The 13,624-nt window shown below is 69.5% G+C and carries 12 protein-coding genes; 10 read left to right on the top strand and 2 right to left on the bottom strand.

Annotated features, from left to right (window positions below):
• Window positions 1-422: 422 nt before the first annotated feature.
• Entirely contained in the window at window positions 423-719 is a 297-nt protein-coding gene (locus ACWDEX_RS12630; RefSeq protein ID WP_450463250.1) for an antibiotic biosynthesis monooxygenase family protein, read from the bottom strand.
• Between the two features lie 396 nt (window positions 720-1,115).
• On the opposite strand from ACWDEX_RS12630, the gene ACWDEX_RS12625 reads away from it, so the two are divergent.
• From ACWDEX_RS12625 to ACWDEX_RS12585, 9 genes are all read left to right on the top strand, one after another.
• Window positions 1,116-1,505 carry a cell division protein SepF gene (locus ACWDEX_RS12625; RefSeq protein ID WP_450463249.1) on the top strand — a complete coding sequence of 130 codons (390 nt, stop codon included), beginning with the start codon at window positions 1,116-1,118 and terminating at the stop codon, window positions 1,503-1,505.
• A 107-nt stretch (window positions 1,506-1,612) separates the two neighbouring features.
• On the top strand, window positions 1,613-1,969 hold the full coding sequence (locus ACWDEX_RS12620) for a nucleotide pyrophosphohydrolase (protein ID WP_450463248.1): 357 nt from the start codon (window positions 1,613-1,615) through the stop codon (window positions 1,967-1,969).
• 222 nt (window positions 1,970-2,191) lie between these two features.
• Entirely contained in the window at window positions 2,192-2,668 is a 477-nt protein-coding gene (locus tag ACWDEX_RS12615; RefSeq protein ID WP_450463284.1) for a DUF6099 family protein, read from the top strand.
• Between the two features lie 100 nt (window positions 2,669-2,768).
• Complete coding sequence (locus tag ACWDEX_RS12610; RefSeq protein ID WP_450463247.1) at window positions 2,769-3,692, top strand: LLM class F420-dependent oxidoreductase; 924 nt, start codon at window positions 2,769-2,771, stop codon at window positions 3,690-3,692.
• Between the two features lie 251 nt (window positions 3,693-3,943).
• The gene (locus ACWDEX_RS12605) at window positions 3,944-5,485 is read left to right on the top strand and encodes a 3' terminal RNA ribose 2'-O-methyltransferase Hen1 (protein WP_450463246.1); all 1,542 of its coding nucleotides are present in this window, start codon (window positions 3,944-3,946) and stop codon (window positions 5,483-5,485) included.
• Window positions 5,482-8,019, top strand: a complete 2,538-nt coding sequence (locus ACWDEX_RS12600) for a polynucleotide kinase-phosphatase (protein WP_450463245.1) — start codon at window positions 5,482-5,484, stop codon at window positions 8,017-8,019. The genes ACWDEX_RS12605 and ACWDEX_RS12600 overlap by 4 nt, the downstream gene beginning before the upstream one ends.
• Window positions 8,020-8,136: 117 nt before the next feature.
• Window positions 8,137-9,366, top strand: coding sequence for an arginine deiminase (locus ACWDEX_RS12595; protein ID WP_450463244.1), 1,230 nt, complete (start codon window positions 8,137-8,139; stop codon window positions 9,364-9,366).
• A gap of 85 nt (window positions 9,367-9,451) precedes the next feature.
• Window positions 9,452-10,459 (top strand): ornithine carbamoyltransferase, encoded by a 1,008-nt coding sequence (argF, locus tag ACWDEX_RS12590; RefSeq protein WP_450463243.1) that lies wholly within the window; start codon window positions 9,452-9,454, stop codon window positions 10,457-10,459.
• A 164-nt stretch (window positions 10,460-10,623) separates the two neighbouring features.
• On the top strand, window positions 10,624-12,084 hold the full coding sequence (locus ACWDEX_RS12585) for an amino acid permease (RefSeq protein WP_450463242.1): 1,461 nt from the start codon (window positions 10,624-10,626) through the stop codon (window positions 12,082-12,084).
• Here ACWDEX_RS12585 and ACWDEX_RS12580 read toward each other — a convergent pair.
• Window positions 12,044-12,544 carry an ATP-binding protein gene (locus ACWDEX_RS12580; RefSeq protein ID WP_450463241.1) on the bottom strand — a complete coding sequence of 167 codons (501 nt, stop codon included), beginning with the start codon at window positions 12,542-12,544 and terminating at the stop codon, window positions 12,044-12,046. The genes ACWDEX_RS12585 and ACWDEX_RS12580 overlap by 41 nt on opposite strands.
• Window positions 12,545-12,794: 250 nt before the next feature.
• On the opposite strand from ACWDEX_RS12580, the gene ACWDEX_RS12575 reads away from it, so the two are divergent.
• The gene (locus ACWDEX_RS12575; protein ID WP_450463240.1) at window positions 12,795-13,622 is read left to right on the top strand and encodes an enoyl-CoA hydratase family protein; all 828 of its coding nucleotides are present in this window, start codon (window positions 12,795-12,797) and stop codon (window positions 13,620-13,622) included.
• Window positions 13,623-13,624 lie beyond the last annotated feature (2 nt).

Here is a 13,624-nt window from a genome sequence, read left to right as displayed (position 1 = left end):
CCGCGAGCGCGGCACGCATACGGCTGGCGGACTTGTGTGGCCGCTGCCTCTTCGAGACCCGACAATCTCGAAGAGCGCAGCGGCCAACAGGGCCATGGATCACGTGCGTCGAAGCCTCCAGCCCAAAGCCGCTACACCGACCGCGTGGGCATCAGCACGCTGTGAAGTGTGTGCTCGAAGCGTGCTCGTCATGCTCGTCACAGCGTGGCGAGGAACTCCGGGATACGGGCTCCGGCACGGACCAGGGCGACGAGGTGGGGCGCGTTCGCTGCGCGCCAACGGGCCCGGGGGACTCGACGAGCTTGAACACCATCGCTCCCGTCCTCGCGGTCGGGGACGGCGTCCTCGGCTTCTGGAAAGCCCTGGCCGGGATGGCCGGAGGCAATGGATCGGCCTCAGCCTGCCTGCCCTACGGGCGGGAGTCAGGTCATGGATGCGAGCGTGAAGTGACGCACCTGAAGTGGTGCAACGAGGTACTCGTCCTCGCCCGGCAGAACCACGGGCTGGTCACGCCAGTGTTCGCCCGCGTAGTTCACCAAGTCCTCCTCGCTGCGCCAACGGCTCACATACAGCAGCGAGTCAGGCGGCGCGAGCAGTACCTCGTGGTCCACCAGACCTGGGTAGCGGTCGGGGAACTCGCGCACCGCTGAGATGATCACGTCGCGGAATGCTTCGAAACGTTCGGGACGTACGCGTGCCTCACTCACCCTGACGATCACGTCCACCACAGTGTCACACCCGCAGACGCGGTGCCCCCTTCTTGCCGCCAACTCCACAACCTTGCTCTCGCGGACCAGGCTGAGGCAGCGGGGCACAGCTCAGTCGGGCCACGGCCAGCCAACCCTGGATCGGCTCCCGAAACGCTTGCAGGGCTGCACGACCGCATGGATGTTCCGGCGTATCGAAGATCACATGGAGGTGCCTGGGGACGTGCCCGTAGGTGTCTCGTCGCCGCCGACTGTCGGCCTGGAGGTGAAGAATCCGGTGCGAGGGCGGTAAGAGCGCTCCGCGGGACGGGGGTTGGCTACTGCGTGTCGCTGTTGGGCCGAACAGGTGACCATGAGTAAGAATTGGGCGGTGCAGACAATGAGTGCGAGCCAGCGCGGGGAGGGCCGGTGAACAGTCACGATGTCACCGACGAACAGTGGGAAGGGCTCGCTCAGGTCGTTCCGTTGCGTGGCCGGGACGCCTGGCCGTCCGCGGTCAACCACCGATCGATCCCCGAGGCCGAGACCGAGGCGCGGCGCCGTTTCGTGGTCCTGCGGATCAACGTGTTCGCGGACGCCCGCGAGGTCGCCGAGACACTGATGGCCGGGATCCCCGTGCTGCTCGACCTCACGGGCGCGGAGACCGAGGTCGCCAAACGGGTGCTGGACTTCAGCACTGGCGTGGTCTTCGGCCTGGGCAGCGGGATGCACCGGGTCGACCGCAACGTGTTCCTGCTGACGCCTCCGGGAACCGAGGTGCGGGGGCTGATGGAAGGCGCGGGGGTTCCCGGCGTCTGAGGTCTGGCGGGGCGAGGCTGGGGAGGTGTTCCCGGCTCCGTCGGTCCGCGTACCCGAGCGGGGGCGGGCCGGCGGGGGTGGACCGGCGACGGTGGTAGACCTGAGCCGTGACAGAAGAACCCGGACACCAGCGGAAAGACCTTGACGTGGCGCGGTTGCAGCGGCGGCTCGCGGACTTCGCCGCGGCGCGCGACTGGCAGCCGTACCACACACCCAAGAACCTGACGGCAGCGCTCAGCGTGGAGGCGTCCGAACTGGTCGAGATCTTCCAGTGGTTGACGCCGGAGGAGTCGGCGCGGGTGATGGAGGACCCCAGTACTGCCCACCGGGTGACCGACGAGGTCGCGGATGTGCTCGCGTATCTGCTCCAGCTGTGCGAGGTGCTGGGCATCGATGTGCTGGCGGCGCTGGACGCGAAGATCGACCGCAACGAGGAGAGGTTCCCGAAGCCGGGGCAGGAGTGAGGGGACGCGGGCCGGACGCCATGGCCGGCTTGCGTTTCGCGGCCGGACCTCGCACATCCGACTGTCACTCTCCGGAGTTATAGAGTTGATTCCGGCCTCCTGGTTATCCACAGATTTCGGACTAGCTCTGGCTTTTCGTCTCGCGTTCCCTCACTCTGGGTAGTGGACAACGGAGTTCGCTTGGACGTGCGGGAGCGCGTCGGGACAGAGCGGGGGAAACGCATGGACGCGGTGCGGCTCATCATGGCGAGCAGGGTTGCCCTCGCGGGGGATTGCGACGGGCCGAGGGTCATGACGGAGGCGTGGCAGGCGTACGCCCTGGCGCAGGCGATCGGCAGTCGCCTCGCGGTTTCGGGACCACCCCAACTCCGCGGTGAGGCACTGGGGTTGACCGAGTTGGCGGGCAGAGGGTGCGGCGTCCTGGACACACCGTGCATCGATGTGGCCGACCTTCGCGCCGCCCAGCTGACAGACCTGGGCGATGCCCGCATGGCACTCCTCGACCTTGGCGCCCTCCTCATGGAACTGGGCATGGCCCTCGTCGCGGTCGCGAGCGCGGCGGACGATGAGGGAACGTACTGGCAGTGCATGGAGGCCATAGACGCGGCGGACGAGTCGCGGGACCGGGTCAGGGAGATGCTGCGCAGACTGGCGGCAAAGGACGGAGAGACCAGGGAACGGAACAGGACGGCAGGCTGAGCCCGCATTCTCCGACCGGCGGAGCTTTCCCCGACCGGCGACCGGAGAGCCCGGTTGGACCGGTAGGGCTCACGGGCAGCCGGACGTGCAGGATGGAGGCATGGATTTCCGCATTTTCACCGAGCCCCAGCAGGGGGCGACCTACGACACCCTCCTCAGCGTCGCCAAGGCCACCGAGGACCTGGGCTTCGACGCCTTCTTCCGGTCCGACCACTATCTGAAGATGGGCTCCGTGGACGGCCTCCCCGGCCCCACTGATGCCTGGATCACCCTCGCCGGCCTCGCCCGCGAGACCAAGCGCATCCGCCTGGGCACCCTGATGACCGCCGCCACCTTCCGTCTGCCCGGCGTCCTCGCCATCCAGGTGGCGCAGGTCGACCAGATGTCCGGCGGCCGCATCGAGCTGGGCCTGGGCGCGGGCTGGTTCGAGGAGGAGCACAAGGCGTACGGCATCCCGTTCCCGAAGGAGAAGTTCCCCCGCCTGGAGGAGCAGCTGGCAATCGTCACCGGGCTGTGGGGGACCGAGGTCGGCAAGACCTTCAGCTTCCACGGGAAGCACTATGACCTCACTGACTCGCCCGCCCTGCCCAAGCCGGCCCAGGCCAACGTCCCGGTGCTCATCGGCGGTTTCGGCGCGACCCGCACCCCGCGGCTGGCCGCGCAGTACGCCAGCGAGTTCAACATGCCGTTCGCATCGATCGAGGACAGCGAGCGCCAGTTCGGCCGGGTCCGCGCCGCCGCGCAGGAGGCCGGACGCGCCGCGGACGCCCTGACGTACTCGAACGCGCTGGTGGCCTGTGTCGGCAGGGACGACCAGGAGGTGGCACGCCGAGCCGCCGTGATCGGCCGCGAGGTGGACGAGCTGAAGGCCAACGGCCTGGCGGGCACCCCGGCCGAGGTCGTCGACAAGATCGGCCGGTACGCGGAGATCGGCTGTCAGCGGGTTTACTTCCAGATCCTCGACCTCGAGGATCTCGACCATCTGGAGCTGATCTCCTCGCAGGTCCAGTCGCAGCTGACGTGAGCGGACACGGCCTCGTCCCGGTTCCGGCACAGCCCGGCCCGGGGTGAGGTCGGCACGGGACGTCATGGCATCCGGGCGGAACGCCGGTCGTCGGCCCGGAGCGCTCGCCCGGCGATAAACGAAGGCGGTGGTCGGCCGTGATGTGCGAAGGTGAGGTCGTCGTCCTGCCGCGCCCTCAGGATCACCGGCCCCTGAGGGCTTTCGTGTGTACGGCGCCAGCAGATGTCCACCCCGTCGGAGAGGTTCTCCGCATGTTCCTGACCATCACCACCACCGGCACTCCCGAGCGCCCGGCGACCGACCTCGGTTTCCTGCTGCACAAGCACCCCGATCGGGCTCAGTCGTTCTCCACCTCTCATGGCAGGGCGCACGTCCTCTACCCCGAGGCGGATGACGCGCGCTGCACGGTCGCGCTGCTGCTGGAGGTCGATGCGGTGGCGCTGGTACGCAAGGGCAGGGGCAAGGGCCGTGGTGGCGCCCCCGGCGCGGCGCTCGCACAGTACGTCAACGACCGCCCGTACGCGGCGTCCTCACTGCTCGCGGTGGCGCTGAGCAGCGTGTTCTCCAGTGCGATGAAGGGCGTGTGCGCGGCACGACCCGAACGCGTAGGTGCGGCACTGCCGTTGCGGATCGAGATACCCGCACTGCCCGCGCGCGGCGGCCCCGGTCTCGTAAGCCGTCTGTTCGAACCGCTCGGCTGGACGGTCACCGCCGTAGCGGTGGCACTGGACGCAGAGTTCCCGGAGTGGGGCGAGTCCCGTTACGTGGGCCTCGTGCTGGAGTCCTCGGAACTGACGCTGGCCGAGGCCCTGCGTCACCTCTATGTTCTTCTGCCGGTGCTCGACGACGCCAAGCACTACTGGGTCTCCGCGGACGAGGTCGACAAGCTGCTGCGGGCCGGCGAGGGCTGGCTGCCCGACCACCCCGAGCAGCAGTTGATCACCAACCGCTATCTGTCGCGCCGCTGGTCCCTGACTCGGCAGGCGAGGGAACGCCTGGAGCTGGTGCGGCTGGCCGAGGCGGACGACAGTGAGGTCGAGGAGATCGACAACGCGGTCGGGGAGGAGACCGGGACCGAGGAGATGGCCGGGGCCGAGCACGGGACCGGAGCCGGGACCGGGGCCGACGGTGAGGTCGGGACGCAGGAGAAGGCGACGTCCCTGGCCGTGCAGCGGCGGGACGCCATCGTCGCGGCGCTTCGGGCATCCGGTGCCGGCCGGGTTCTCGATCTCGGTTGCGGACAGGGCCAGTTGATACAGGCGCTGCTCAAGGACCCGCGGTTCACGGAGATCGTCGGTGTCGACGTGTCGATGCGGGCACTCACCATCGCCTCGCGGCGGCTGAAGACGGACCGCATGGGGGAGCGGCAGGCGTCGCGCGTCACGCTGTTCCAGGGCTCGCTCGCCTACACCGACAAACGGCTCAAGGGGTACGACGCCGCCGTGCTGAGCGAGGTCGTCGAGCACGTCGACCTGCCCCGGCTGCCCGCTCTTGAGTACGCGGTGTTCGGCTCGGCCCGTCCCCGTACGGTGCTCGTGACGACCCCGAACGTCGAGTACAACGTCCGCTGGGAGACCCTTCCGGCCGGGCACACCCGCCACGGCGACCACCGCTTCGAATGGACGCGGGAGGAGTTCCGGGCCTGGGCGATCCGGGTCGCCGAACAACACGGCTACACCGTGGAGTTCACCCCGGTCGGACCCGACGACCCCGAGGTGGGGCCGCCCACGCAGATGGCCACGTTCGAACTGAGCGCGGCGCCGATCAGTCCGAAGGAGGAGAAGGCGGCATGACCGAGACCAAGGGGCGCACCCTGCCCGTCACCGACCTCTCCCTCGTGGTCCTGATCGGCGCGTCGGGGTCGGGCAAGTCGACTTTCGCCCGCCGTCACTTCAAGCCGACCGAGGTCCTCTCGTCGGACTTCTGCCGTGGCCTGGTGGCCGACGACGAGAACGACCAGAGCGCCAGCCGCGACGCGTTCGACGTGCTGCACTACATCGCGGGCAAGCGCCTTGCGGCGGGGCGGCGTACGGTCGTCGACGCGACCAGCGTGCAGCAGGACAGCCGACGTCAGCTGATCGAACTGGCCAAGAAGCACGACGTTCTGCCCATCGCGATCGTGCTCGACGTACCGGAGGAGGTGTGCGTCGAGCGCAACGCGGCCCGCTCCGACCGGGCGGACATGCCGCGCCGGGTCATCGGACGGCACACGCGCGAACTGCGTCGCTCCCTGAGGCATCTGGAGCGGGAGGGCTTCCGCAAGGTGCACGTCCTGCGGGGCGTGGAGGAGGTCGAGAACGCGACGGTCGTGACCGAGAAGCGGTTCAACGACCTGACCCACCTCACCGGCCCCTTCGACATCATCGGTGACATCCACGGCTGCTCGTCGGAGCTCGAGGCGCTGCTGGGCAGGCTGGGCTATGCCGACGGCGTGCACCCGGAGGGCCGCACGGCCGTTTTCGTCGGCGACCTCGTGGACCGCGGCCCGGACAGCCCAGGCGTCCTGCGCCGGGTCATGTCGATGGTGGCGTCGGGCAACGCGCTGTGCGTGCCCGGCAACCACGAGAACAAGTACGGGCGTCACCTCAAGGGCCGCAGGGTCCAGCACACGCACGGGCTCGCCGAGACGATCGAGCAGATGGAGGGCGAGAGCGAGGAGTTCAGGCAGCAGGTACGGGAGTTCATCGACGGCCTGGTCAGCCACTACGTCCTCGACGGCGGCAGGCTGGTCGTCTGCCACGCCGGTCTGCCCGAGAAGTACCACGGCCGCACCTCCGGGCGGGTCCGCTCGCACGCGCTGTACGGCGACACCACGGGGGAGACGGACGAGTTCGGCCTGCCGGTGCGCTACCCATGGGCGGAGGACTACCGGGGCCGCGCGGCAGTGGTGTACGGCCACACACCCGTTCCGCAGGCCACCTGGCTGAACAACACCATCTGCCTGGACACGGGTGCCGTCTTCGGTGGCCGGCTGACCGCGCTGCGCTGGCCGGAGCGGGAGCTGGTCGACGTACCGGCCGAGCGGGTCTGGTACGAGCCGACCCGGCCGCTGTCCACTCAGGCGCCCGGCGGCCACGACGGCCGACCGCTCGACCTGGCGGACGTGCACGGTCGCCGGGTGGTCGAGACGCGGCAGGCGGGCCGGGTCACGGTCCGGGAGGAGAACGCGGCGGCGGCATTGGAGGTCATGAGCCGTTTCGCGGTGGACCCGCGCCTGCTGCCATACCTGCCGCCGACGATGGCGCCGACCGCTACATCCCACGTCGAGGGCTACCTGGAGCACCCGGCCGAGGCGTTCGCGCAGTACCAGGAGGACGGGGTCGCCCGGGTCGTGTGCGAGGAGAAGCACATGGGCTCGCGGGCCGTGGTCCTGGTGTGCCGGGACGCTGAGGCGGCGCGTCGCCGCTTCGGCGTGGACGGCCCGACGGGCTCGCTGTACACGCGCACCGGACGACCGTTCTTCGACGACGCGGTGATGGCGGAGGAGATCCTGGGCCGGCTGCGGGAAGCCGTGTCGACGGCGGGCCTGTGGCAGGAGCTGGAGACGGACTGGGTGCTGCTGGACGCGGAGCTGATGCCGTGGTCGTTGAAAGCGACCGGGCTGTTGCGCACGCAGTACGCGGCGGTCGGCGCGGCGTCCGGGGCGGCTTTCCCGGGCGCGCTGGCTGCGATCGAAGGGGCGGCGGCGCGGGGCGTCGACGTACGGGAACTGCTGGCCAGACAGCGTGAACGGGCGTCGGCCGCGACGGCGTTCACGGCGGCCTACCGCCGCTACTGCTGGCCGACACAGGGTCTGGAGGGCGTCCGCCTGGCCCCCTTCCAGGTCTTGGCGGTGCAGGGCCGAAGCCTGGCGGCCCTGCCCCACGACGAGCAGTTGGCGCTGATCGACCGGATGGTCAAGCACGACGGGAGCGGGCTGCTGCAGACGACGCGACGGCTGTTCGTGGACACCGGGGACCCGGAGTCGGTGCGGGCGGGCGTCGACTGGTGGCTGGAGATGACGGGGCGGGGCGGCGAGGGGATGGTCGTCAAGCCGGTGGAGGCGGTGGTGCGGAGCGCGACGGGCCGTCTGGTGCAGCCGGGCGTCAAGTGCCGTGGCCGTGAGTACCTGCGGATCATCTACGGCCCGGAGTACACCCGCCCCGAGAACCTGGCGCGTCTGCGGCAGCGGTTCCTGAACCACAAGCGGTCGCTGGCGATCCGTGAGTACGCGCTGGGTCTGGAGGCGCTGGACCGGCTGGCGGAGGGCGAGCCGTTGTGGCGGGTGCATGAGGCGGTGTTCGGGGTGCTGGCTCTGGAGTCGGAGCCGGTGGATCCCCGTCTGTGACGGGACCCCCACCCTCCGTGGCCGTTGTGGTGTGCGGTCGGAGTGCCGCGCACCACAAACGGTCGGGTTCGTGCCGAACAGCGGATGAACGCGCGCCCGGACGGTCAGGATGAAGGCATGGGATTCCATGTCGACTCCGAGGCCGGGCGGCTGCGCCGCGTCATCCTGCACCGACCGGATCTCGAACTCAAAAGGCTCACCCCCAGCAACAAGGACGCGCTCCTCTTCGACGACGTGCTCTGGGTGCGCCGGGCGCGCGCGGAGCACGACGGGTTCGCCGACGTGCTCCGCGACCGCGGGGTCGTCGTCCATCTCTTCGGTGATCTGCTCACCGAAGCCCTGGAGGTCCCGGCGGCCAGATCGCTCGTGCTGAGTCGTGTCTTCGACGAGAAGGAGTACGGGCCGCTCGCCACCGACCACCTCCGCGCCGCCTTCGAGACCCTGCCCGCCGCCGCGCTCGCCGAGATCCTCGTCGGCGGCATGACCAAGCGGGAGTTCCTGGACGTCCACCCGGAGCCCACCTCGGTGCGGTTCCATGTGATGGACCTCGACGACTTCCTCCTCAGGCCCCTGCCCAACCATCTCTTCACCCGTGACACCTCCGCCTGGATCTACGACGGTGTCTCCATCAACGCCATGCGCTGGCCCGCGCGGCAGCGCGAGACCGTGCACTTCGAGGCGATCTACCGGCACCACCCGTTGTTCCAGGACGAGGCCTTCCACGTCTGGTCCAAGGGGCAGGCCGACTATCCGTCCACCATCGAGGGCGGTGATGTGCTGGTCATCGGTAACGGCGCGGTGCTCATCGGCATGAGCGAGCGCACCACGCCCCAGGCAGTCGAGATGCTTGCGCACAAGCTCTTCGCCGCCGGGTCGGCCCGGACCATCGTCGCGCTCGACATGCCCAAGCGCCGCGCCTTCATGCACCTCGACACCGTGATGACCATGGTCGACGGCGACACCTTCACCAAGTACGCGGGGCTCGGCATGCTCCGCTCCTACACCATCGAGCCGGGTGCCGACGAGAAGGAGCTGAAGGTCACCGACCACCCGCCGGAGCACATGCACCGCGCGATCGCCGCCGCGCTCGGCCTGAGCGAGGTGCGGGTGCTGACCGCCACGCAGGACGTGCACGCGGCGGAGCGGGAGCAGTGGGACGACGGCTGCAATGTGCTCGCGGTCGAGCCCGGGGTCGTCATCGCCTACGAACGCAACTCCACCACCAACACGCACCTGCGTAAACAGGGGATCGAGGTGATCGAGATTCCCGGGAGTGAGCTGGGTAGGGGGAGGGGAGGGCCTCGTTGTATGAGCTGCCCGGTCGAGAGGGAGGCCGCGGGCGGATGAGGCTCCGCATAGAAATGTAAGGCGTCGTATAGACTTACATTCGTCTACTTGTTCGTCTCTGCCTTTCGTACCTCTGGAGCGCCCCATGGCGACAGTCCCGACCTCCCTCGTCGGCCGCCACTTCCTCAAGGAGTTGGACTTCACCGCAGAGGAGTTCCGCGCGCTGATCGAGCTGGCCGCCGAGCTGAAGGCGGCCAAGAAGGCCGGGACCGAGACGCAGTACCTCATGGGCAAGAACATCGCGTTGGTCTTCGAGAAGACCTCGACCCGTACGCGCTGCGCCTTCGAGGTCGCCGCCGCCGACCAGGGTGCGCACACAACGTACCTGGATCCCGTCGGCTCGCAGATCGGGCACAAGGAGTCCGTCAAGGACACCGCGCGTGTGCTCGGTCGCATGTTCGACGCGATCGAGTACCGCGGGCACGGACAGGGCGTCGTCGAGGAGCTGGCCGCGTACGCCGGGGTCCCCGTCTACAACGGACTCACCGACGAGTGGCACCCCACCCAGATGCTCGCCGACGTGCTCACCATGACCGAGCACTGTGACAAGCCGCTCGACCGGATGGCCCTCGCCTACCTCGGCGACGCCCGGTACAACATGGGCAACTCCTACCTCGTCACCGGCGCCCTGCTCGGCATGGACGTCCGCATCGTCGGCCCCAAGCATCTGTGGCCGGACGACACCATCATCGAGGTGGCCCAGCACCTCGCCCGTTCCTCCGGCGCCCGGATCACGCTCACCGATGACGTGAAGGAGGGCGTGCGCGGCGCCGACTTCGTCGCCACCGACGTATGGGTGTCGATGGGCGAGCCCAAGCAGGTCTGGGACGAGCGCATAGCGCTGCTCGGCCCGTACGCCGTGACCATGGACATGCTGCGCGCCACCGGCAACGACGACGTGAGGTTCCTGCACTGCCTGCCGGCCTTCCACGACCTCGGCACCGACGTCGGCCGCGAGATCCACGAGCGGCACGGACTCACCGAGCTGGAGGTCACCGACGAGGTGTTCGAGTCCGAACACTCCGTCGTCTTCGACGAGGCGGAGAACCGGATGCACACGATCAAGGCGGTACTGGTAGCCACCCTCGGCTGACCGGCCCCGCCCGGACCCTCCCGTACGATCGTCGGCGGGCCCGGAACCACCCCCTCCGTGGCCCGCCGTGTGACCGCCCCCAAGCTCTCGGCCTCCCCCACAGGCCCCCACGAGCGGCGGCACCCTTGCGGTCGCCCACGCAAAACCGAAAGAGCACCACCTCCATGCCCGGCTCACCCGCCAACCGCTTCCGTATCAAGTCCCCCACACAGCTCGTCGCCGAGTCCGGCGCAGACCTCGAAGGTCATGGCCTCAAGCGCCACATGGGCCTGTTCCACCTCGTCTGCTTCGGCGTCGGCGCGATCGTCGGCACCGGCATCTTCGTCGGGCTCTCCGAGTCGGTCGCCCAGGCCGGTCCCGCAGTCGTCGTCTCCTTCGTGCTCGCCGCCATCACCTGCGTCTTCACCGCGTTCGCGTTCGCCGAACTGGGCGGGGCGATTCCGGTCTCGGGCTCCTCGTACTCCTTCGCCTACGCGGGCCTCGGCGAGGGCACGGCCTTCCTCGTCGGCTGGTGCCTGCTGCTCGAGTACGGCATATCGGTGTCCGCCGTCGCGGTCGGCTGGAGCCAGTACGTCAACGAACTGCTGCACAGCCTCACCGGATGGAACCTGCCCGCGGCGCTCTCCGCCGGGCCGGGTGACGGCGGGGTGATCAACCTGCCCGCCGTGATCGTGATCGCCCTCGCCTCCGTTCTCCTCGTGCGTGGTGTGCGCGAGAGCGCACGGGCCACCGCCGCCATGGCCGTCCTCAAGCTCGTGATCCTCGTCGCCTTCTGCGCCATCGGGTACAGCGCCTTCAAGGACGGCAACCTGACCCCGTTCTCCCCGGCCGGGCTCGGCGGCATCGGCGCCGGTACCACGGCCGCCTTCTTCTCGTACATCGGCTTCGACGCGATCACCACCGCGGGCGAGGAGGCCAAGAACCCCCGCCGGGACATCCCGATCGCCATCCTCGTCTGCATCGGCGTGGTGACCCTGCTGTACTGCGCGGTCGCGCTCGCCGCGATCGGCGCCATCGGCGGCCCCGAGGTGGGCGGGCGGCCCGCCGCGCTGTCCTACGTCGTCAACCAGGTCACCGGCTCCACGATCGGTGGTGGTGTCATCGCCTTCGGTGCGGTCGTCGCCATCGCCTCGGTCGTCCTCGCGGTGATGTACGGCCAGACCCGCATCCTCATGTCGATGTCGCGGGACGGGCTCATCCCGCGGGTCTTCGAACGCGTCTCTCCGAAGACCTCGACGCCGGTGGCCGGCACCCTGATCGTGGCGATCGTCTTCGCGATCCCGGCGGCCTTCGCCTCGCTGGACTCCGTGGTCAACCTGTGCACCATCGGCACGCTCGCCATCATGGCCGTCGTCAACATCGCGGTGATCGCCCTGCGCCGCGGTGAGCCGGGCCTCGCCCGCACCTTCCGGGTGCCGCTCTACCCCGTGATGCCGCTGCTCGGCGTCGCGTTCTGCCTGTACCTGATCTACCAGACGGGCTGGACGACCTGGGTGCAGTTCGCGGTGTTCCTCGCGGTCGGTTCCCTTGTGTACGTCCTCTACGGGCGGCGGAACTCGCGGCTCGCCGCGAGCACGGACGGGGTCACGCCGGACGCCACTGCCGCGGAACGACAGGCAGTCTGAACCAGACCGCCTTGCCGGACTCGGTGAGGCGGTGGCCACAGGACGAGCTGAGGCTGCGGATCAGCAGCAGACCCCGCCCGTGCTCCTGCCAGGGGTCGGGGTCCTCGGTGACCGCCTGCGTCAGATTGCCGGGCGGCGCCGGGTCGGGGTCGTGCACCTCGACCTTGCAGCCCGTCGGCAAAAGTTCGACCACCAGTTCTATCGGGCCGTCCCCCACGGCGTGCTCCACGGCGTTCGCCACCAGCTCGGCGGTGAGCAGTTCCGCGGTGTCGCCGTCGGTCGTGTGCTTGAGCTCCGTCAGCGCCGTGCGGACCAGGGCGCGGGCGACGGGGACGGCCGCGGCGGTCTGCGGCAGGGCGATGCGCCAGAAGGCGGGTGCGGGGGGTTCGTACAAGGCGGATCCGTTCCTGGCGCAGGGTGTCCTGCTCTCAATATGAGGGCATGGTACGGCGCGCCCCATACGGGGCGGTCGGCGGGTTTCGCCCGGAAACCGCGTCGGTCCCGGTGCTGGTCGCCTACCTCCACCGACGCCCCGCCGAACCCGGCGGTGCCCCTCGTTACCGGCCTGTCGAGAAGGTGTGACGTGACGCCAGGCCCGTCCCTGAGCGAAGAATCTTATCGCGCACTCATGACGACGGTCACAAAGAGGTGATAACTTCGTCGCAGAGCAGCAGTCCGGACAGCGCGCCCGTCCGAGGAGGCCGCACGTCATGAGTCCCTTCACCGGCTCCGCCACTCGTACGTCCGACTGGCGGCACCTGCGGTGCGAATGCACCGACGGGGTCGCCACGGTCACCCTGGCCCGCCCCGAGAAACTCAACGCGCTCACCTTCGGCGCCTACGCCGATCTGCGCGACCTGTTGGCCGAACTGTCCCGGGAGAAGTCCGTACGGGCCCTGGTACTGGCCGGTGAGGGGCGCGGCTTCTGCTCCGGCGGCGACGTCGACGAGATCATCGGCGCCACGCTGTCCATGGACACCGGTCGGCTCCTCGACTTCAACCGCATGACCGGCCAGGTCGTACGGGCGGTGCGGGAGTGCCCGTTCCCGGTGATCGCGGCCGTGCACGGGGTGGCCGCGGGCGCCGGCGCCGTGCTGGCGCTGGCCGCGGACTTCCGGGTGGCCGACCCCTCCGCCCGCTTCGCGTTCCTCTTCACCAAGGTCGGGCTCTCCGGCGGCGACATGGGTGCCGCCTATCTGCTGCCACGGGTCGTCGGACTCGGGCACGCGACCCGGCTGCTCATGCTGGGCGAACCGGTGCGGGCCCCCGAGGCCGAGCGGATCGGACTGATCAGCGAGCTGACCGAGGAGGGCCACGCCGACGAGGCCGCCCAGGCGCTGGCCCGCAGGCTCGCCGACGGCCCGGCGCTCGCCTACGCCCAGACGAAGGCCCTGCTCACGGCGGAGCTGGACATGCCGCTGGCCGCGTCGGTCGAACTGGATGCCTCCACCCAGGCGCTGCTGATGAATGGCGAGGACTACGCCGAGTTCCACGCCGCCTTCAGTGAGAGGCGTGCGCCGAAGTGGCGGGGGAGGTAGAC

This window comes from Streptomyces sp. NPDC001020 (assembly GCF_053599115.1).
Note: the sequence above shows the minus strand (reverse complement) of the source record. Positions and strands in the feature narration are given on the sequence as shown.

Bases quoted from the DNA above. Each gene is read 5' to 3' on its own strand.
- ACWDEX_RS12595 (WP_450463244.1), top strand. From the start codon at position 8,137: ATGGGATTCCATGTCGACTCCGAGGCCGGGCGGCTGCGCCGCGTCATC.
- argF (WP_450463243.1), top strand. From the start codon at position 9,452: ATGGCGACAGTCCCGACCTCCCTCGTCGGCCGCCACTTCCTCAAGGAG.
- ACWDEX_RS12575 (WP_450463240.1), top strand. From the start codon at position 12,795: ATGAGTCCCTTCACCGGCTCCGCCACTCGTACGTCCGACTGGCGGCAC.
- ACWDEX_RS12580 (WP_450463241.1), bottom strand. From the start codon at position 12,544: ATGGGGCGCGCCGTACCATGCCCTCATATTGAGAGCAGGACACCCTGC.
- ACWDEX_RS12585 (WP_450463242.1), top strand. From the start codon at position 10,624: ATGCCCGGCTCACCCGCCAACCGCTTCCGTATCAAGTCCCCCACACAG.
- ACWDEX_RS12605 (WP_450463246.1), top strand. From the start codon at position 3,944: ATGTTCCTGACCATCACCACCACCGGCACTCCCGAGCGCCCGGCGACC.
- ACWDEX_RS12600 (WP_450463245.1), top strand. From the start codon at position 5,482: ATGACCGAGACCAAGGGGCGCACCCTGCCCGTCACCGACCTCTCCCTC.
- ACWDEX_RS12610 (WP_450463247.1), top strand. From the start codon at position 2,769: ATGGATTTCCGCATTTTCACCGAGCCCCAGCAGGGGGCGACCTACGAC.
- ACWDEX_RS12615 (WP_450463284.1), top strand. From the start codon at position 2,192: ATGGACGCGGTGCGGCTCATCATGGCGAGCAGGGTTGCCCTCGCGGGG.